16 protein-coding genes are annotated in these 18,556 nt (G+C 63.9%); 6 read left to right on the forward strand and 10 right to left on the reverse strand.

Annotation, left to right across the window (positions count from 1 at the left end):
- Positions 1-198 precede the first annotated feature (198 nt).
- Entirely contained in the window at positions 199-1,239 is a 1,041-nt protein-coding gene (locus ACZ3ZD_RS06440) for an AAA family ATPase (protein ID WP_467394163.1), read from the forward strand.
- Positions 1,236-1,796 (forward strand): guanylate kinase, encoded by a 561-nt coding sequence (locus ACZ3ZD_RS06445; protein WP_467394165.1) that lies wholly within the window; start codon positions 1,236-1,238, stop codon positions 1,794-1,796. Before ACZ3ZD_RS06440 ends, ACZ3ZD_RS06445 begins: the two co-directional genes overlap by 4 nt.
- Before the next feature lie 35 nt (positions 1,797-1,831).
- On the opposite strand, the gene ACZ3ZD_RS06450 is transcribed toward ACZ3ZD_RS06445, so the two are convergent.
- The 6 genes from ACZ3ZD_RS06450 to queC all read right to left on the reverse strand — a co-directional run bounded on the left by ACZ3ZD_RS06450 (position 1,832) and on the right by queC (position 6,222).
- Positions 1,832-2,689 carry a DUF1932 domain-containing protein gene (locus tag ACZ3ZD_RS06450; protein ID WP_467394167.1) on the reverse strand — a complete coding sequence of 286 codons (858 nt, stop codon included), beginning with the start codon at positions 2,687-2,689 and terminating at the stop codon, positions 1,832-1,834.
- Positions 2,686-3,360 (reverse strand): HAD family hydrolase, encoded by a 675-nt coding sequence (locus ACZ3ZD_RS06455; protein ID WP_467394169.1) that lies wholly within the window; start codon positions 3,358-3,360, stop codon positions 2,686-2,688. The genes ACZ3ZD_RS06450 and ACZ3ZD_RS06455 overlap by 4 nt, the downstream gene beginning before the upstream one ends.
- Before the next feature lie 387 nt (positions 3,361-3,747).
- The gene (locus tag ACZ3ZD_RS06460; protein ID WP_397948884.1) at positions 3,748-4,515 is read right to left on the reverse strand and encodes a GTP cyclohydrolase I FolE2; all 768 of its coding nucleotides are present in this window, start codon (positions 4,513-4,515) and stop codon (positions 3,748-3,750) included.
- A 2-nt stretch (positions 4,516-4,517) separates the two neighbouring features.
- Positions 4,518-4,874, reverse strand: a complete 357-nt coding sequence (gene queD, locus ACZ3ZD_RS06465) for a 6-carboxytetrahydropterin synthase QueD (RefSeq protein WP_397948885.1) — start codon at positions 4,872-4,874, stop codon at positions 4,518-4,520.
- Positions 4,874-5,509 carry a 7-carboxy-7-deazaguanine synthase gene (gene queE / locus ACZ3ZD_RS06470; protein ID WP_467394172.1) on the reverse strand — a complete coding sequence of 212 codons (636 nt, stop codon included), beginning with the start codon at positions 5,507-5,509 and terminating at the stop codon, positions 4,874-4,876. Before queE ends, queD begins: the two co-directional genes overlap by 1 nt.
- A gap of 2 nt (positions 5,510-5,511) precedes the next feature.
- Complete coding sequence (gene queC / locus ACZ3ZD_RS06475; RefSeq protein WP_467394174.1) at positions 5,512-6,222, reverse strand: 7-cyano-7-deazaguanine synthase QueC; 711 nt, start codon at positions 6,220-6,222, stop codon at positions 5,512-5,514.
- A 204-nt stretch (positions 6,223-6,426) separates the two neighbouring features.
- Between queC and ACZ3ZD_RS06480 the strand changes: the two genes are divergently transcribed.
- The 4 genes from ACZ3ZD_RS06480 to dbpB (ACZ3ZD_RS06495) are packed head-to-tail and all read left to right on the forward strand — an operon-like array spanning position 6,427 to position 10,760.
- Complete coding sequence (locus ACZ3ZD_RS06480; RefSeq protein ID WP_397948890.1) at positions 6,427-7,218, forward strand: hypothetical protein; 792 nt, start codon at positions 6,427-6,429, stop codon at positions 7,216-7,218.
- A gap of 3 nt (positions 7,219-7,221) precedes the next feature.
- The gene (gene dbpB, locus ACZ3ZD_RS06485) at positions 7,222-8,364 is read left to right on the forward strand and encodes a DGQHR domain-containing protein DpdB (protein WP_467394176.1); all 1,143 of its coding nucleotides are present in this window, start codon (positions 7,222-7,224) and stop codon (positions 8,362-8,364) included.
- Positions 8,361-9,617, forward strand: coding sequence for a tRNA-guanine transglycosylase DpdA (gene dpdA / locus ACZ3ZD_RS06490; protein ID WP_467394178.1), 1,257 nt, complete (start codon positions 8,361-8,363; stop codon positions 9,615-9,617). Before dbpB (ACZ3ZD_RS06485) ends, dpdA begins: the two co-directional genes overlap by 4 nt.
- A 48-nt stretch (positions 9,618-9,665) precedes the next feature.
- Positions 9,666-10,760, forward strand: coding sequence for a DGQHR domain-containing protein DpdB (gene dbpB / locus ACZ3ZD_RS06495; protein WP_397948894.1), 1,095 nt, complete (start codon positions 9,666-9,668; stop codon positions 10,758-10,760).
- Between the two features lie 59 nt (positions 10,761-10,819).
- Here dbpB (ACZ3ZD_RS06495) and dpdD read toward each other — a convergent pair whose 3' ends face one another.
- The 4 genes from dpdD to ACZ3ZD_RS06515 are packed head-to-tail and all read right to left on the reverse strand — an operon-like array spanning position 10,820 to position 18,538.
- Complete coding sequence (gene dpdD / locus ACZ3ZD_RS06500; RefSeq protein WP_467394180.1) at positions 10,820-12,868, reverse strand: protein DpdD; 2,049 nt, start codon at positions 12,866-12,868, stop codon at positions 10,820-10,822.
- Entirely contained in the window at positions 12,865-13,386 is a 522-nt protein-coding gene (gene dpdK / locus ACZ3ZD_RS06505) for a phospholipase D-like domain-containing protein DpdK (protein WP_467394182.1), read from the reverse strand. Before dpdK ends, dpdD begins: the two co-directional genes overlap by 4 nt.
- Positions 13,383-17,879 (reverse strand): protein DpdJ, encoded by a 4,497-nt coding sequence (dpdJ, locus tag ACZ3ZD_RS06510; protein ID WP_467394183.1) that lies wholly within the window; start codon positions 17,877-17,879, stop codon positions 13,383-13,385. The genes dpdK and dpdJ overlap by 4 nt, the downstream gene beginning before the upstream one ends.
- On the reverse strand, positions 17,876-18,538 hold the full coding sequence (locus tag ACZ3ZD_RS06515) for a hypothetical protein (protein WP_467394185.1): 663 nt from the start codon (positions 18,536-18,538) through the stop codon (positions 17,876-17,878). The genes dpdJ and ACZ3ZD_RS06515 overlap by 4 nt, the downstream gene beginning before the upstream one ends.
- Positions 18,539-18,556 lie beyond the last annotated feature (18 nt).

Raw genomic sequence — 18,556 nt, forward strand, 5'->3', positions numbered from 1 at the left:
CTCCATCAGTAGATCGCTATTGGAGAGAGGCGGACTTACAACGACCGCGTCGGTGTGACCATGACAGCGGTTCGGAGGTGTGCGGAGTATCACGAGCCGTTGCCGAAGCTGCTCATCAGCAACTCATGGCCGACTGACCTGACTTTTCAACATCCGCTTTCACATGCGTTCATGAGAGGCTGACTTAGGCTCCGGATCGTGATCAGGGATGGGCAGGCGGTAGGCGCAGTGGGGAAGAGTCGCCCGGGGTGGCGCCCGGACAAGCTGAGGCAGCAACGCGAAGCCCACGGCCTGACGCTCGAAGGCGCGGGCGAGCAGCTGCGCGAGGTGGCCCGGGCTGCGGGACTCGCGGTGCCGGCCGCCAACTTCCAGACGCTGTGGCAGCACGAGCAGGGTGAGGTCTATCCCGGACCGCACTATCGTCGCGCGTACTGCCTGCTGTACCGCGCGACCGAGCCCGAACTCGGCTTCCGTAACGCCCTGCCGGACGAGGCCAGGAAGCTCAAATTCACTGCGTCGAGCGAACCACACACTGGAGCCCACGTGCTGGCTGTGGAGCGCGCGCTGCTCCAACTCTCACCTGGTACGGAGGACACCGACGGACAGGGCATTCAGCAGCGCATCCTCGACGCCTGGAAGCGCCGTCACACCGGCGGTGACCCGAACAAGCCGACCCTGATGATGGTCGGTGGCTATGCGGGCAGCGGGAAGTCAGAGTTCGCCCGCTTCATCTCCCAACTCACTGGCTGGCCCGTCCTCGACAAGGATCCGATCACGCGCCCACTCGTCGAACGACTCCTCGTGGAAATGGGCAGCGACCCGAACGACCGGCACACCGACCTCTACCGGGAGAAGGTCCGTCCGCTCGAGTACCAGTGCCTGCTGGAAACCGCCTACGCCAACATCGACTGCGCGATCAGCACCGTACTCACCGCGCCGTTCATCGCCGAGGCAACCGACCCTCGCTGGATGCGGCGCCTGATCAACCGCTGCGAAGCCCGTGGCGTCACCGTTGCTGTCGTCTGGATCCAGTGCGACATCGACACGATGCACGAGTACATCAGCTTCCGTTCCGCCGCACGGGACAGCTGGAAGCTCCAGAACTGGAACGCATACGCCGCCGGGATCGATCCCGATCTGCGGCCTGTCGTGCCGCACTTGGTCGTCGACAACCGGCTAGGTGCCGCGATATCGCTCACGGACCAGGTGCGCCAGGTCTTCGGGACGGTGTTCCAATGAGGCACGGCATCCTGCTGTACGGACCGCCGGCGGCAGGCAAGGACACGGTCACCGACGTACTCACCGAGCTCGACGCGCGATATGTGCGGTTCACCCGACTCAAGATCGGGGCGGGGAATACCAAGGACTACCGGATGGGTACGCCGGAGCAGTTGGCCGACCTGGAAGCCCGTGGTGACGTCATCTACCGCAACGAGCGGTACGGCAACATCTACATCGTTGATCAGCCTGGCCTCGAGCAGGCCATGGAGGGTGGCCGGACCCCTGTTGTCCACCTTGGCCAGATGGCCGGGATGCAGCAGGTATCCGCCCTCTTCTCGGCGCACTGGGTGCGCGTTCTGCTGTGGTGTTCCAAGCAGACCACCGCGCTACGCTCACCGCAGCGAGGCGACAACGACACCGCGGCTCGGCTGGCCGCGTGGGACGCCACCGAGGCCGATCTTGCGGCTCATCCGCGGGCGCAGTGGGAGCTGCGCGTGGATACGGATACGACGGCGCCCCGTGAAGCCGCGAAGAGGATCGACGACATCGTCCGCACAACGTCCCCTCGCGCCTGAGGCCAGGACTCGGCGACCCAGCGAGTGCTGTCAGCTCAACTCGGGTCGTCCTGATCTCGCTCACCGCGCAGGGTTTCCAGCGCCTCGGCGATGTCCAGGCGCTCGTCCTTGTTGCCGTTCCACCGTGCGAGCGTCGCGGCAGCGGCGTGCATAAGGGAGTCCGGCAGGCCGACATCGGCGAGCAGGGCCGCCGCGTCCTCAAGCTCCGGGCCCCACCGCCAGGCGCGCGCGGCGGTTTTGGGAATGTAGTCGGTCTCCGCAAGGTAGCTACGGGTGCGCTTGGCCGCGATCACCAGCAGTTCGTCCGCGACTCCGTACGATTCAGCTGCTCCGTACGCCACGGCGGCGAGGACACGGGAGACCTTCTGGTAGCTGGAGTACGCGAGCTTGAGTGCGGAGGCTTGGCCGATGCTGTCCCCCAGGACGTGAGGCCGGACATCGGTTCCAGCGAAGATTTCGGCGATCCTGTCGGCCTGCTTTCTGGGGCCGGACAGGTAGAGCGTGGGGGTCTTGCCGCCCACCGGAGGCGATCCAACCACCGCGGCGTCGATGACCGGCATGGGGGCCAGGCGGTCGGCGATGCGCTGCGCGCGCGGCGGCGCGACGGCGTTCGCTTCGACATAGATCGTGTCCGCGCCGGCCATACTGAGCTCGGCCACTTGGGCGGCCACCTCCTCCGCGGCGGCCGGCGGGCACAGGGAGAGCAGCACATCGGAGCGGAAGACGAGTTCGGGCAGTGTCTCGGGTTCGAGACCCGCGTGCTCAGCCCTGCGGTGAGTAGTGTCGCTGCGTCCTTCAGGAGACCACAAAACGGTGTGGCCGCATGAGCGCAACTGGGAGCCGAAGGCGGATCCGATGCTGCCGGGGTGCAGCAGTCCGACGGTGTACGTCATGCCGTGGCCCTTGCCTGGTCGGCGCCGTGCAGAAGCAGGCGGTCGACGGCGGCGCGCGCATGGGGCACCGTGTGGTCTGGATCAGGGTCGGCGAGCGACCATGAGCGGCTGTTGCCGACCCAGATAGTGCGCAGCCCCGCGGAGCGTCCGCCGCCGATGTCGTTGACGGGGTTGTCACCGACCATCCAGCCACCATCGGCCAGCACGGCGCCGCAGCGGGCCGCAGCCAAAGCGAAGTGCCGACGCTGCGGTTTGCGTGCGTCAGCCTCCTCGGAGACGAAGACGCCGTCCACACGCTCGGCGATACCAGTGGTCTTCAACTTGGCGCGCTGGATGTCCACCGCACCATTGGTCGCTACACCCACCCGCCAGCCGGCTCCACGCAGCTCGTCCAAGCCGTCGAGGATCTCCTCCGGGCACGAGACCGAGGTCGCGATGTCGGCGCAGTACGCGCGCCACAACTCGACGGTCGACAAGGGCAACTGGTACCGGGCGCGGATCACTTCGAATGTGGACGGATAGGCCCGCTCGGCCACCATGCCCAGCACGTGCGCCCGCTCCTCGTCAGCCAGACCGTGCCGGGCGGTGAACTCGGCGGACCAGTCAGCCAGCGTTCTCCGTCGGTCCACGAGTGTGTTGTCGAGGTCGAAGAGAACCAGGAGACGCGCCATATGCCGCACCCTAACTGCTGCGCTCCCGCCTACGAGGCGTCCGGTGCGGGGCGCTGTGGGCCCAATGCTCACACCCGCAACACCAAGGCTTCAGGTTGTACAACTGTCGTACAACCTTCGTGTCGCTGTCACTGGAGAGCTCCCGATTCGCTTCGGGTGACGGAGCAGGAGGTGACGAGCGGCAGAACCAGGCGGGCGTTCGCCGCGCTCGCGGCACCAAGTGTGGCGCGATCGAACTCGGCGAACGGTCCGTCCGTCCCCTGCCTGCCGCTCGGGTCAGCCGCACAGCACGGCCTCACGACCCAACTCCCCTCCCTCTGGAAGGAGCCCCAGGGAAAATGCAATGAGCAGAACGATGGGTGCAGGTCCCTACATCGGCCGTAGAGATCATCCAGCGACGTAAGCGACGGCGTCGTGGCTATGGATGCTTTCCAGGTTGCGGACCTTCACACGGTGACGAAGACCTCGCTCCCGGCAGTCGTGGCTGACTTTCCGCACCATGTCCTCGACGAACATGGGGTGGTCGTACGCCTGCATCGTCAGCACTCGCTCATCGGGGCGCTTGACCAAGGGCACGACCGGCGCGGACGCGCACCGCTCCAAGAGCCTTACGGCCTGCTGTACGCCGAAGGGGTACGGCGTATCTCCGTCTCCCGTCACGGAAAGGGTGACTCGGCTGCGCTGATTGTGCGCACCGTAGTCCGAGATAGCTTTCGAGCACGGGCAGAGGCTGGTCACCTCGGTGGTGACGGAGGTGATCACCGTCGCGGCACCGTCGTCCCAGCGGCCTTCGAAGCGGACATCGTGGACCTGCAGCGATTCTTGACCGCTTGCAGGTGCCACCACGGTCGTACTCAAGGGAACATCGATCGCCACAGCGAATGCTGGTGCATCCAGGAGGTCCGCCCCGACCTTCAGGAGGTACGGCAGCTTGCGGGGATCGAACCGGCGCAGGTGCTCATGAGCGAAGGCCACCATGCGGCTCATGTGGGTTCCGCGGCGGTCGTGCTGGAGCCGCACGGTTACTTCGATCTCGGCGACGCCCTCCTGGCGGAGGTGACCGTCCTCGAAGTACAGCGGGTACCGAAGGCCGCTGATGCCTACGTCGTCGATCTCGATACCTCGGGCATCGGTCTCGTTCTGGATGTCGTGCATGCTCACTCGCCCCGATAGGTGCAGCCGGAGGTGCACGTCTCGCGGACCGTGAGCGCAGAGAGGTCAGGCAGGGCCGGCTTCAGCCGATCCCAGATCCAGCGGGCGAGGACCTCGCTGGTCGGGTTGTCCAGGCCCTCGATGTCGTTGAGGTAGTAGTGATCGAGCTGCGCTTCGATGGGCTTGAAGGCCTTCTTGAGGTCCCCGAAGTCCATGACCCAACCCGCCTCAGGGTCCACGGGCGCCTCTACATGGACGATGACCTTGTAAGAGTGGCCGTGCAGGCGTGCGCACTTGTGTCCCTCGGGAACCCGGGGCAGGCGGTGCGCGGCTTCGAACGTGAACTCGCGGAAGATTTCCATTACTGAATTCCCAGATACTTGTGCGTCTGGAGAGAGAGGATCCAGCGCGGGTTCTTCATGCAGTACTCGACCGTCGCCCTGGTGTTGGCTTCAACGTCAGGGTTGTCCATGGGCTGGAGCCGGAAGTACCGGAAGTCCAACTGCTCGAACTGACGGGGGTCACCTCCCAACTGGGGGTAGACCAACTTCAACTCGTCACCGCTGGTCACGACCAGCTCAGAGCCGATCTTGGGGCTGACGCAGAGCCAGTCGATGCCCTTGGGGGGCACACGCGTGCCGTTCGTCTCGACTGCCACCTCGAAGCCGCGGGCATGCAGCGCATCGATCGCTGCTTCGTCGAGTTGCAGGAGCGGCTCACCACCCGTGCACACCACAAAGCGGTGCTCTCTGGAGGACGAAGGCCACGCGTTTTCGACTGCTTGAGCGAGGTCGTCCGGGCTCCGAAACTTGCCGCCACCTTCTCCGTCAGTTCCGACGAAATCTGTGTCGCAGAACTGGCAGATCGCACGGTGACGATCCTTCTCCAGACCCGTCCACAGGTTGCACCGGGAGAAGCGGCAGAAGACGGCCGGCCGGCCTGCGTGGCTCCCTTCGCCTTGCAGGGTGTAGAAGATCTCCTTGACCTGGTAGGTCATTCTCACGCGCCTTGGTACTGCACGGGGTCGGTGACGCCAGCCTCGGCGAAGCCCTTGAGTCGGAGCAGACAGGTCTCGCAGTGCCCGCAGGCCCGTCCCTGCTCGTCCGGGTCGTAGCACGAGGACGTCAGGGAGTAGTCCACGCCGAGGCGCAGCCCTTCACGGACGATGTCAGCCTTCGACATGGTCATGAGCGGGGAGTGCAGCTTGAGCTTCTGCGTGCCCTCGACTCCGGCGCGGGTGGCCAGGTTGGCCATCTGCTCGTACGCCTGCATGTACTCAGGCCGGCAGTCCGGGTAGCCGCTGTAGTCGACGGCAGTCACGCCGGTGAAGACGTCACTCGCCCCGACCGTCTCCGCGAAGGCCAGCGCGAAGGACAGGAAGATCGTGTTGCGCGCCGGAACGTAGGTGATCGGCACGCTGCTGTCGATGCCCTTGTCGTCAGCGGTATCCAGGGACTCGTGCTTCGGAACCTCGATGTCCGACGTGAGCGCGGAGCCACCGAAAACTCGCAGATCGATGTCCGCGATCACGTGACGCGCAACCCCCTGCGCCGCGGCTACGCGCTTCGCAGCCTCAAGTTCCACACTGTGCCGCTGGCCGTAGCGGAAGCTCAGCGCGTACGGCGTGTAGCCCTGGTCCTTGGCGATTGCCAGAACAGTCGTCGAGTCCAGCCCGCCACTCAGAAGAACGATCGCGGGACGCTCCGCCATGCCTGCTCCCTATCTAGGTCTCATGTGTACGGGTGAACCCTAGCGTGAAAACTGACAGGTAGAGTAACGACAACAATCTTCCAGTTAGAGGCGTCGGGGAGTAGGGGCTGCGTGAGGCAACTAACGCTGGTCGTCACATGCACGGACCGCAAGGCTGCTGTGCCAGAGACCGAACTGCAGGCGAGGCAGCTTCCCGCAGGGCCCGTGAAGGAGCGCGCCGCGCTCTGGAGCGAGCGCATCAACAGTGCGGCTCACACGCACTCGCTCGCCGAGCTCTACCGCGGCGACCATTGGACCCAGGCGCGCCGGCTCAGTGAGGCGGCTGCTCAGGCCGGATTCAAGGCCGACCTCTGGGTGGCCTCCGCTGGCCTAGGCCTTCAGCCGGTATCTGCCTTCGCCCCCTCTTACGCGGCAACCTTCAGCACCCGACATGCCGACTCAGTAGCGACCACTCCAGAAGACGGCGCCCTGTGGTGGAGCCAACTCCAAGAGGGAACCGGTCGGGCAACGCTGCAGGAGCTTGGCAAGGCCAGCCCTGTCCTCTTGGTCCTCTCTGAAACCTACGCAAAGGCCATGGATGCGGAACTTCGTGCCTTGGCCGACGTCGCCAGCGAGGCCCTCCTCTTCGGCGGAGTGGAAGAAATCGCCGGCATCCAAAGAGTCCCCGCCGACGCAGGGCTGAGGCGCACCTTGGGCGGAACACTGACGAGCCTGAACGTGCGCATGGCCGCGACGTGGTTCCAGCACTGCCAGGAAGGTCAACTCACCTCAACGGCCACCAGCGACTCCTGGAACAAATGGGCCGCCAGTGAGTCGAGGCCCGAGCAACACAACCGCCGACCGATGACCGATGACCAAGTGATCGCCTTCATCCGGAAGGAGACTTCGTCCCATCCCGGCATCTCTCGGACGCGACTCCTTCGTCTGCTTCGAGACGGCGGCCAGGCCTGTGAACAGAGCCGCTTCGCCAACCTGTACATCAAGACCATGGGGTGAGCCGTGACCGAGAACCTTATCCGGCGCAGAGCCCTGCGCATCGAGCAGAACCCCAGCATCCCCCTCTACCTCTTCGCCCTTGAAGCCGGAGAGGTAGATCGTGTGGCTGACGTCGCCCGAATCTCCCGTGACGAGGCCGGGAAGTTGCTCGGCTACCAGCGCCCTGAGAAGAAGCACCACGTCAAGCAGATTCTTGATTACCTGGACGGCGAAGACGTCCTCTTCCCGAACGGTCTCATCCTCGCCCTTCCCTCCTCGGTCCGCTTCAAGGGCAGCCGAGGGCCCAACACCACCGATGGCTTGGCGACCATCGGGACCATCGAGATTCCGCTACCGGATTCCGATGACGCACCCCGCCCTGCCCTGATCGTGGATGGGCAACAACGAAGCCTTGCCCTCGCACGCACGAAGCGGTCGAAGCTTCCTATCACCGTTGCAGGATTTGTCGCTGAGGACCTCGAAGTGCAACGCGACCAGTTCCTTCGGGTCAACACCGTGTCGCCGCTTCCCAGCAATCTGGTGTCAGAACTCTTGCCAGAGGTCAACACCAAGCTACCCACCAGGCTGTCCGCTCGGAAACTTCCCTCCGCACTTGTCAATGCTCTAAACCAGGACAGCGACTCTCCGTTCAAGGGGCTGATCAAACAGGCCTCGACGACCGGGGACAGAAGATCTGAGGCCGTCGTCAAGGACAACAGCCTCATCTCCGCGATCGAGGAGTCACTCTCTCCCTCCGGAGTCCTCTTTCCGTACAAGAACCTCTCTAACGGGACGACCGACACCGCAGCGATGAGAGATATTCTCGTCGTCTACTGGACTGCGGTCAGGGATACCTTCCCAGAGGCTTGGGGTCTCTCGCCGGCAAAGAGTCGCCTCATGCATGGTGTCGGAATTAGGTCAATGGGGCGCCTCATGGACCGGATAATGGACCGTGTGCTGTTGAGTGCAGAAGTCGGGTCGAAAGACGCCTACGACAAGGCCATGGCAGAGCTGGAACTGGTCAAGCCTCACTGTCACTGGACCAAGGGGCGCTGGCCAGAACTCAACATCCCATGGAACGACTTGCAAAACACACCCCGCCATATTAGCACTCTGTCAAACGTCTTGATCCGGATCTACCTTCAGTCGAGGATGAGCGCGTCGTGAAGTTCTATTTCCCAGACAGTCAGGACCAAATCAGCCCGGGGTACGATTTCATCAACGACGAATACCCGTATCATCGAGTCCGGCAGAGGGACGATCTGTACGCCCACCAAGCGGTTAACCCAGCGCCGTACGACGGGATACTGGTCAGCAAGGCCATCGTAGACGGAACGGTAAACGGGGCCGGAAAATACGCCGGAAAGTACACTACTGGACAGCGGGACCGACTCTACCGAGACGGAGTGAGTCACTTCTTTGGGCTGCCCGACACGATGAGAAGCCTCGGCGACTGCGGGGCATTCAACTACATTGATCAAGAGTACCCGCCGTACAGTATCGATGAAGTCCTCGACTTCTACTATAAATGCGGATTCGACTCGGGAATCAGCATTGACCACGTGATCTTTGGTTACAAGCCCGACCTTCCCGAGAAGGACGCCGATCCGGCATGGGTTAAGCGTCGCGAGATTTCACTTGATTTGGCGGAAAAGTTCATCAAGGCTGTCACGAGCCGCAATAAGCTGATGCCGGAGGGGAAGAAGAGACTTGAGCCAGTGGGTGCGGCTCAGGGCTGGAGTCCGGACAGTTACGCGGACAGTGTCTCCAGGCTTCAAGAGATGGGATACAAGAGGATCGCGCTAGGTGGCATGGTCCCGCTGAAGACACCGGAAATCATCGCATGCCTCGAGCGAATCTCTGACGTTCGCCAGGACGGCGTTGAATTTCATCTGCTCGGAATCACTCGCGTCGATAGCATGGAACGGTTCGTTAAATACCATGTGACCAGCTTCGACAGCACGTCGGCGTTCCGTCAAGCCTTCATGGACGAGCGGAACAACTATCACACAGCCGACCGCGCATACATGGCGATCAGGGTTCCCCAGGTCGATGGAAATCTCGCCCTCAAGCGGCTGATTCTGGCGGGGGTGGTTTCGCAATCCGAGGCCATGAAGGCTGAACGAGAATGCCTCAAGTTGCTTCGCCGGTACGACGCAGACGACGGCGTCGAAGTTCAGGAAGTCATGGATGCGCTGCGCGCGTACCAGTCCCTCCTCGGCGACGAGAAGAAGCTGAAGAAGGTCGAAAAGTACGAGGCCACCCTCGCTGACCGCCCCTGGACGCACTGCTCATGCGATCTGTGCAGGAAGCACAAGATCGAGATGGTTATTTTCCGTGGAACGGAGCGAAACAAGCGCCGCGGATTCCATAACATGACGGTACTCGAAGCCAAGATGCGCAAGCTGCCGCTCACATAATCGCCCAGACCGCGCATAGTACTCAAAGCAACTCAAACAGGAGATGATGTGGCCGACCGCTACGTGTTGAAGGTTCCCGCGCTCAAGGTGCTCCAAGGCAGCAAGGAGATCTACTGCTTCGCTGTCGATGGCAAAAAACTGCACGACTTCGCCTCCGTCTCGCGCATCCGCCGCGACGGCAAGAAGCAGTTGCAGGGATACCAGCGGCCAGAGGTCCTCAGCCACATCCGCTCGATCCGCCGCTACCTCGAGTCAGAGGGAGCGATGCTTCCCAACGCTGTAGTGCTGGCCTTCGACGAGCGGGTGACGTTCGAACCGGCAGTCCGCGGCGGCGATGTGAAGTACTCCATCCCCGGCGAGCTGATCATCCCAGTCGATGAGTCACTTGCTGATGACCAGAAGCCGGCCTGGTTGGTGGACGGACAGCAGCGCAGTGCCGCCATCAGGGACGCCGACCTCGCAGAGTTCCCAGTCGCAGCCGTCGGCTTCATCGCGTCGCAGGAGGAGCAGCGGTCGCAGTTCATCCTGGTCAACTCGACCAAGCCGCTCCCCAAGGGGCTTGTGTACGAGCTTCTTCCCGAGACCACCGGCCAGTTGCCGCGCTCGTATGCCCGCCGCCAACTCGCCGCGCAGCTCATGGTCCTGCTGAACATGGGGGACGGCCCCTTCAGTGGAAGGATCAGCAGCCCCACGTCGCCCAACGGCAACATCAAGGACAACAGCGTCCTCAAGATGCTGGAATACAGCATCTACGAAGGCGCTTTGTACCAGTACCGGAACGCCACCGACGGTACGGGCGACGAAGAGCGGATGCTGGCTCACCTGACGGCCTTCTGGACGCCAGTGGCAGACATCTTCGAGGACGCGTGGGGGAAGCCTCCCAAGGAGTCGAGGCTGACCCACGGTGTCGGCATTCAGGCCATGGGCTTCGTTATGGACCGGCTGACTTCGGGCACCCCGGTTGAAAAGGTCAAATGGGACAAGGTTCGGCGCACCCTCCGAGCCCTGGAGGACCACGTGGCCTGGACCTCCGGCACCTGGAAGTTCTCGGATGGCCAGGAGTACGGCTGGAACAGCCTCCAGAACACCATGAGCCACGTACGTCTGCTCAGCAGCCACCTGCAGGCTCTGGTCACGAAGTAGTGCCCGACGGCACTCCCCGATGGCGGCCGCCCCACCTTTGTGGGGCGGCCGCCATGTCGTCAAGACGCCGCAGCAGCAGCGCGAAGCGTGTCGATGGCAGCCCGAAGAAGAGAAGCCGAGCCACTGCCGTTCGCGTACCCGATGTGCTTTGTCTCCGCGTTCTGATCGATGAAGCCGGTTGCAGCGTGCTTCGCACAGCGAGTCGCCAGGACGATCACATCCGCTGAACGGGCCTTCTGCCGGAGTTGCGGCGAACCGACATGATCCGAGGCCGTCACGACCTTCACCGCCGGCGCGAGCTGCTTGACCTCTTCCTGGCAGCGGGCGAGGACGGACTCATCCAACGAGTACAGCAGGAGTGTCAGCGGCGGTAGGGTCGCCAGCTCGTCATCGGCTTCATCACCGGCAGGAGACTCCCACGCAAACTCGATGCCGAGTTCTTGGGAGAGACGCTTGGCGAACGCCAAGTCGGCTGCGTCAAGGCGTTGCTGATGCAGCCACAGTGGCTCCAGCAGGGCATACGCCAGGTTGCTGCGAGCATCCTCGCTGGGACATGCCGCAAGGAAGAGCCGGTCGACGAAGTCGAGGGCGATCGCTGCCCGCTCGGCAGCCACCCACCTGCTCCGCTCCGCCCCAATCTCCTCCAACAGGTCCCTGTACTCGGCCTCGGTGGGTGCCGCTCGTAGAGCAATCTCCATCAGGGCCTGGAGGACGACGAGATCCCCCGGGCCGAACCGGTCGAAGGTCAGTGCATTGCGAATGAAGGCGTGGGCCGTCTGCCCTGCGGGTGCTTCATACCCAATGGCATCGATGAAGGCGCCTACCCCGCTCCACACACGGTCTGCCTCATGGTCCTGCAAGCCGTCCAGGAACTCAGCGAACGTCGCATCTTCGGTCGCCGGACTGGGCCAGTCCACCCATCTGCGGTCCTCCAGGACGGCCTGGCCCTCGGGACTCCCCTCTGCGATCGCCTTCAAGAGATCGCCCCAGGACTCGACCGGTACGTGAGGTTCCAGCGCAAGCGCGACTGTCGACTCGACCAACGTTGGCTGCTGTTCGGGGAGCAGGTCTGCTGACGCCTCGGTCGTCTTCTCCTGCTCCAGCAGTTCCACGACGTGCTTCCACACGGACGACGGGATTGCGCTGTCATGGCCGCTGTGCTGGGTGGCGGCTACAAGGCGTTGCAAGACCGCCATGTCCTCACGGACTCTGGCTGCAAGCAATAGCACTGTCATGGCCTGGGGTCCGAAAGTGCTGAACTCGCCGGAGAGTAGATCTGGGATCACCCTGCCAGCTTCGATCAGGCTGCTCTTCGCGGCATCTAGATCGTTCTCCGTTAGCGGCTTCTCCAACGCCACCGAATAGATGGCATTAAGAATCGCTTCCCGGACTGGAGCAGGCGGGTTCTGGCGAACAATGTCAAGTAGCCCGGGGAATGCAAGTACATCTGCACTGCGCCCCAACCGGTCCAGCCTCTTGATATGCAAGTTGGCCAGATTGGTTGCAGTAATGCCGCCGGTTGCGGCCAACTGCTCCAGCACATCAAGAGATGCCGACTCGCCACCTGCCGACAGCGACGCTTCGAACTCGGCCAAGAGCCGTCCCATGGGCTTGGCGAGTCGCCACAACCTGGGCGGCCGGTTTGCGACTGTCCGCTGCATCAGTTGGAGTGCCTCAGCTAGGTTCGTGCGGTGCTGAGGGGTCTTGCCGGTGGTGAGACGGAAGGTTACCCCGAGCCCGAAGTGGTCCAGGATGGCCTTCTCGATGGGATCGTCGGGGTCGAGTTCGGCGGGACGCAGGCCCCACAACGGGTTGTAGGCGATGTACGTCGGGCCAGCGAAAGCACGGATCAACTCAGCCGTCTTCGCCGCGTCCACTGTGTCTCTCGCGATGACGTACATCACGAACCGACGATCCCCGCTGGGGTACGTGCGGGGCAGCACGATGGGAGCATCGTCACCGCGCCGAAACGCCTGCACGAAGGGTAGGGTCCGGTGGCCGTGCCGGTAGTCCGGGTCGAGGTCCGGCCAGACCCCGTTTCCTGCCCCGAAGAACGTCTGCAAGAAGTGCTCGGACTGCTCGCGCGTGCGCTGCTGGATCTGATTCACGCGCCGGCACCCCACCTCTGCCTCAGGTCCAGCCGGGCCTGGCTTGCCTCTGGACCGCCGACTTTGTACGTGACCGATTCATCGTTGACTGCCATGCCACGGACGGTGTAGTTCATCGATCCAGTCAGAATCCATTCATCACCACAGAGTGTCTTCTCATGCACATCCGGGTTCAGCACAATGCGGATGAAGTCGCGCTCCGTTGCCGACTCCAGCCTTCGTAGGAAGGGTGCGTTGTGGGGGTCTGGTCGCGTCACCACGTGAACGCGTGTCCCTCGGCTCGCGATCTGAATCAAGGCCTCGGACAACCGCCAGTCCAGCGGAGGCACATCGCCGAAGAACGAGTCGTATGCGCCTTGGCTGTTGTCCAGAACCTGAATATCCGTGATCCACGGTGAGACCAGCCAAATCTCACTGCTTGGGTTCACCACTTCGGCGATCAAAGCGGACGACAGCATTGCATCGACCCGAAGACCCGTACCCGCTCCGATGCGGACCGTCCGTTCCAGGACGCTCACTGCGCTGCCTCCCGAAGTTCCACTCGAACTTGAAGTTGATCACCTTGGCGGGCGAAGCCGCGGACCTCGCCGTACACCCGCAGGACGTCCCGGTCTACTGGCAGAGCTGGGACGCGTACGAGGGCCTGTGCCATCGCTGAACCCTCGCGCGCGGGACACACGAGATGTACCGCAGCGCCTTCAGACATCGCTTTCTGATACGTCAGGGCCCAGTCGGACTCGGTTACGTCGATCTGCGCGATGCGCTCGTCGTGCGCGACCTGCACGAGAAGCCGGTCAAGCACGGGCGCCCCTACGTAGGGCTGATAGTGCTGGAGATCTTGGGTTCGGGCCTGTCGTCCGCGAGGCCACAGCAGGCTGAACGCCTGGTCGGCGGTTACCTGCGAACTGGGCAACAAGAGGCGGCCCTTCCCGGCTGCGTATGCCACAACGCGGGCGTCAACCTCGACGCCGAGCCGGCGCTCCAACTCGTTCCAGGCGTCGACAAGACCCAGCGCCACCGCGTCTGTATCAGGGCTTGAACCCGGACGCAGGAGCCGAGTCGACATGGCCGACACCGCCGTGCGCCTGGGCGGACCGTCCAGACGCTCCCAAGCTGACCGAAGCCTTTGGAGCGCAGCAGCCGCTGCCGTCGAATCATCAGCACCGCGAAGAGCCCTTATCGCGTCGGCGGCCTCGCCGCTGGGTTCCTGAATGAGATGCTGTAGGAGACGAGTCAGCGTCGCGTCGACGTACTCGTAATCGCTTGGAGCCAACGCGCTGGCAACAAGCCCCCAGAAGCGGCGTGGGTCTTCGGTGTAGTACTGCACGAGGTGCTCGACGACGCCCAGGCCCCCGATGGACGTCTCACTCAGCCACACAGTAGCCGGGTCACCCGGGCCGTCTCCGGGGAGCACGTCGACGATCAGGTCGCCTTCCTGTGCGTCGGGGCAGGCGCGCTGCGCCGCGCTGGCTATTGCAGCTGCGAGGGTGTCTCGGTACGCCCGCTGAGCCAGTTCTTCGGTCAGCACAGCCACGTCGGGCGCCACCAGGAGTTCCGCGGCCCTATCGAGGGCGGCGATTACACGGGTGTCGTGGGACAACTCCAGGAGGGCAGCGACGAGACGATCACCGTCCACGGGCTGTTCGGAGTCGCTGTTGTCCCGGTAGAGGACCTTGAAGATCTCAGCGAGATTTTGGCTCCATGATCCGTTGGCGAGCGAAGCCCGCACCTGCTCGCCGGTACGCATACCGTCGAGACCGGCCAAGGCGAACGCGGTCATATAGACCTGGGCCAGCCACTCACGCTGGAACGTGTTCGTGATTTCGGCGAGTGTTGGATCTTCGGAGACTGCCTGCGAAAACGCCAGCGATCGCCATTGAGGCGAGGCGAGATACGCACGGAGAGCGGGATCCGCGAGGTCCAGCGGCCGCAGCCTGACGTGGAGCGCATCGACATCAAGCCGGAACCCGAGGGCCGCTGGCTGGCCGTTCACTTCGTAGCGCACGGTGCGCTTCTCACTTCCGCCGCGCTTACGAACGACCTCGCAGTCTGCACCCATCGTCATACGTCGAACCTCGATGGGATTGCCGCCGGCATGCGTCGCAAAATTCACCGACCCGACGCGCTGAGACCACAGAGATGGGTAGGGAACGGCTGCCGGGCTTAGCGGCACGTCCTGGGAGGCAACGATCTGCGTGCCCCATCGAGGAATGCCCTGGGATCGGGTGTCGATCTCCTGCGGAGGCTGATCGAGGATGAGCTGATGGGGGCGGAAGACCTCAACAGAGGCGTCTTGTCCGTGAGGGTGCCAGGCCCCCTCGGGATCGTGACCGCGGACGATTTCAGTGAGCGGCAGGGTGTCCGTACCGTCGGGAGGCAGCGGAAGCCACGTCCGATGCTCGTCGCGACGGTATCCGTAGCGGCGGCTGACCCGCCCCGGCACCGCCTCGCGCAGAGCCCGGGCGATGGGCAACTGCTCGACGCTGTCGCCCTCGGAGAACGGAAGCAGTAGGTCCACTTCTGGCAGATTCAGAGGGGCGAACAGCGACTGGGTGACGAACTCCGGCAGGAGAGCGCCTTCCCTTGCCCCCGAGTCTTCACGCAGCGGGTGCCATCGGCTCCGCAAACGACGCAGGGCTGTCGGTACTACGGCTAGGAGCAGCGAGCGGGGCTGCTCCCACAGCAGTGCCTGAGCTTCGTCTGCGCTGATCTGGAGGGCTTTTACCAAATGGTTGGCGAGGTCATCCTGGAGTCCGGAATCGTCGAGGAGAGCCTGGAGCAGGTCTGCGAGCAGGTCTTCGGATGCCGGGTCCCGCTTCTGCGTGGCATTGCTGTATGGGGCCTCCAGCAGCTTTCGAGGGTCGGCCCATGGGTTCCGACGCCGGAGCTTACGGGCCGTCCAGTCAAGAAGAGCCTGCGCACCTTGGATCTTCAGGACGAACCGGTTGCCCACGGGCAGTGTTCGGGCCGGCACCTCGGGGGCGAACAGAGTCTCGTAAGCCTGGTAGGCAAGGCGGTCACGACCGTAGTCAGACAGCGTGACCACAGTGATGGGACGAGTCCCGCGCTGACGTCCGGCCCGGCCGCGGCGCTGGATGAACGCGGCGGCATCCCGAGGCGCCTTGTGCTGCAAGACCAGTCCGACGCGTGGGTCGTTGAAGCCTACCTCCAGCGAGGCAGTGGCCACTGTGAGGTCCGCGTCGTGGTCGACGCCCGCGTCCTGCGATGACGTACGGCCGATGCGCAGGTGATGGAGGCGGAGGCTGGGATCGAGGTCGTGCCCGATCTTCTCGACCAGATCCCAGGACTGTCCTTCGCGGTACCGGGCACCGTGCTCGTCCCGATCCGGGGAGCGAAGGCCTGCGAGCACCGGGTCCCAACCGTTACGGCGACCGGTCCGGGTCTGGCCGCCTTCGGCATCACGGAGGTCGTCGTAGAAGCGGTTGGTGACGTCGAGGTCATCCGTGAACAGGAAGCCCTTTGAGCCGTATAGGAAGCGGTCGCTTTCGAGGTCCAGCACCCGCCCGTAGAGCATCGCTGTCTGGATCGATGCCGACAGTAGGCTCGCCCCGGCGACCGGGTCCCCGCGGAGGGCGATGGCGTATTCGCGGCCTTCGGCCTCCAACTCAGCTTCGGCCGGCTCGATCGACTCGATGTCGCCCGGACGAAGTCCTGTGAGCTGCGCGAAGAAGTGCTTGGCGTCTCGCAGCGTGGCGCTCAGCCCGACGAACGTGACGGGCCGATCGACCGCATCCCGCCAGCGGCGGAGGAGGAGAGCGACCTGCGCACCGTGCACACCGGTGTAGGTGTGAACCTCGTCGAGCAGGACAAGGGCGGGACCGGGGTTGGCGCCGCACCAGCCAAGCAGCCGCTCAAGGTTGCTGTTGCCGCTGGCCTGGTTGAGCGTTTCCGTGGTGGTGAAGAGGAGGTCGGGCTCCTTGTCCTTCAGCGAGTCTCGCGTCAGTGCCAGGCAACCGTCCTTGATCGTGTAGCCGCACTTCGCGCAGGTGAGCCGTTCGCGGCGCTGGAGCCGGTCGCTGTCTGACCACACCAGGTCGCCCGTCCCGCAATCGGGGTTGGGGCAGGGCAGGTACGGGCAGATGGTCCCGTCTGCGGTTCGCGCCCAGGCTCCGCGGGCCTGGCTCCCGGGCTGCAACTTCGGATCACTGATGTTCCATGGCGTGCTGCCGTAGAGTGCGCCGATTCGCAGGGGACGGCGTCCTTGGGCACGCAGGGCGGGCTCTACGCCTTCAGCCGCACGAACTGCTTCTCGCAGTTGATCGCGAAGCAGTTCCAATCGCGGGTAGAGCGCGAGGGTATGCACGCGCGGCTTTGTGCCTGGGCGTGCGTGCTCTGCCATGGCGGCGAACGCCGGCAGGTAGAAGGCGAGTGTCTTGCCGCTACCTGTGCCGGCGCCGACGATGATTCCTGTTGAGCGTCGACCACCGAGCGCCGTAAATACAGCACGGGTCGCTTTCAACTGGAAGCGTGCCAGCTTGTAGCTCCCGACGTGGGCCGCTGCCACAGAGTGCTGGAGGTCGCGCCAGTGATCAAGATTGCCCAGTTCGGCCAGGGCGACATCCGCGGGGATGTCACGGCGGGGGTAGCGTCGTGGGGCTACGTGGAGCCGGTAGTCGGCAACCAGTCGCTTCTGCTGCCGCCACCAGCCTCGTTCCGGCGGCGAGGACCAACCGCCGCGTACAAAGAGCTGCCGAAGCCCAGCTGTCAGCCTCAAGGTCTCTGCTATGCGGGTGCGGTACCGCGGTGGGGAGACGACGGGGACCGGTACCTCGAGGAGCAGGGCTCGCTCGAGGCACTCCTCAAGAACCTCGTCGGGTGAGGCGCCGGATGGTGCGTCTTGCCGTGTGAGAAGTAGCTCGTCGATGGTCTCCAGCACCTCGGCCTCGGAAAGCGAGCCTTCCGTCACGCCCCATGAGAGCAGCGGGAGTTCGCGATCTTCGAGCCGGTTCAGGAGCGCATTGGCGAACCCTTGATCGAAAAGCTGTGTCACGCGCCCTTCCTTGTCAGTGTGACCTGGCCGTCCATGGCGAATTCGCGCAGGAGGGCGATTTCCTGATCTGTGATGTCGAGGAGAGTTGGGGCAGGCCGAGTGTCGAGCCGCTCCAGCAGCGCGAGGAGTTCGACTGGAGGCTCTTTCGCGTCGCGCAGCGATTCCGCGAGAGCCTCACATTTGGTCACGAACAGGGTGATGTCTCCTGTGGTGACCGCCTTGGCGGACGCAGCCCGTTCGAGGTCCAAGCGACGAGATCGAGCCGATGCCTGCTCTGTCGGCGGCAGCATCGGAATCCGTGCCAGGGGAAGAGAAGCGAGGCGTCGACCGGACCAATCGGCCCATGCTGCGAGGTTCTCCTCGCGGATTGCCACGGCTGCTGCTTGGACCTTGCGCTTGGCCGTGTTGAACGCTTGGTCCCCGGGCCATCCACTCTGTGCGCGCTTCGCGAACGACTCCAGTCCGTCGCTGGCAGCCGACAGGCTGGGACCCGTGGCTGCACCCTGCTCCTTCAACGCGAGCGCCACTGTGACTTCCTTGCGAAGTTCTGCCAATCGTGCACTCAGTTCGGTGATACGCGATGAAACCCGGGCTGCTTCCTTCTCTCCAGCCTCTCCCTCAGCCAACTGCCTGGCGCGATCTTGCAGTTGCAGCGCCATCTCATACACGGGACTTTG

It is taken from the genome of Streptomyces sp. NPDC023481, assembly GCF_055560195.1.